Source organism: Nonomuraea terrae (assembly GCF_004348995.1).
Classification (GTDB): Bacteria; Actinomycetota; Actinomycetes; order Streptosporangiales; family Streptosporangiaceae; genus Nonomuraea; species Nonomuraea terrae.
In genome coordinates this window covers 1-1,235 of sequence record NZ_SMKQ01000448.1, presented here as the reverse complement: position 1 = coordinate 1,235, position 1,235 = coordinate 1, and the positions used below count along the sequence as shown (strand labels likewise).

Sequence of the window (1,235 nt, the reverse complement as noted above, 5' to 3'; positions counted from 1 at the left end):
GGCTTGAGTTCTATCGGTGAATGCGAATGCTGCAGAAAGGGACATTCGCATGCCTCGCTGGGCCCACAACAAGATGCCGACTGCTACCAAGAAGCGCTACTTCGAGCTGCTGCGACAGGGCTATAAGGGCGCGGCGGCGGCACGTGTCGTCGGCGTGTCGACCAGCTGCGGATCACTGTGGTTCCTCGATGCTGGCGGGATGCTTGTTCCTGATTCCGGCCCCGTATCGCCGCGTTTCCTCACCCAGGGCGACCGCATCGCCATCGCCGATGGGCTGCAGGCCAAGCAGAGCGTCAAGGCGATCGCGGCCTCCATCGGCAAGAGCTTCCAGAGCGTATATCGGGAGATCAAACGAAACAGTAAGCCCGACGGCCGTTATCAGCCCTGGTGGGCCCATAACCAGGCCCTGCTGCGAAGGAAGCGGCCCAAGACGGAGCGGATCCGGGCCGGCCAGCCATTGCGCGCCCTGGTGCGTGAGAAGCTACGCGACAAGTGGTCGCCGCAGCAGATATCGCGCTTTTTGAGGCGGACTTACCCGGGGCGGCAGGGCATGCAGGTCTGCCCTGAGACGATCTACCGCGCTCTGTTCGCCGGTCTGCTCGGCCGCAAGCCGGGCAAGCTGCGCACCGGCCGGACCCGTCGCAAACCTCACCGCCGCGGTGTCCCGCACCTCAACAAGATCAAGAACATGACGCCACTCGCCCAGCGCCCGCTCGAAGTCAACGAGCGGCGGACGCCTGGACACTGGGAGGGCGATCTCATCATCGGCCGCGGGCAAGGCTCGGCCATCGGAACGCTGGTCGAACGCGTCACCCGTTACGTCCGGCTCATCCACCTGCCGAGCGGCTGGAAGGCACCTCAAATGCGCAACGCACTGATTCTTCAGACCGCTGACATTCCGCCGGAACTGCGCCAGACGCTGACCTGGGACCAAGGAAGAGAGATGACGCTGCACGAGGACATCGCGGCCCTGACCGGCTTCCAGATCTACTTCTGCGATCCCCATTCGCCCTGGCAGCGCGGCACCAACGAGAACACTAACGGGCTGCTGCGGCAGTACTTCCCCAAGGGCAGCGATCTGTCTCATCACACTGCCCGCGATCTACGACAGATCGCCCGGGAACTCAACCACCGCCCTCGCCTCGTCCTTGGCGACCGCACTCCGGCCGAGGCCATGAGAACATGGATCACACAGGCCTCTACCAGGTGATTCGCAACCACCGCTGGAAAGCACC

At 64.0% G+C, this 1,235-nt stretch carries 1 protein-coding gene; it reads left to right on the top strand.

Annotated elements, in window-relative coordinates; genetic code table 11:
• Positions 1 to 49: 49 nt before the first annotated feature.
• Positions 50 to 1,210, top strand: a complete 1,161-nt coding sequence (locus tag E1286_RS47295; RefSeq protein WP_132623968.1) for an IS30 family transposase — start codon at positions 50 to 52, stop codon at positions 1,208 to 1,210.
• Positions 1,211 to 1,235: the final 25 nt, after the last annotated feature.

Coding starts and splice junctions, on each gene's coding strand:
- E1286_RS47295 (WP_132623968.1), top strand. CDS start 50: ATGCCTCGCTGGGCCCACAACAAGATGCCGACTGCTACCAAGAAGCGC.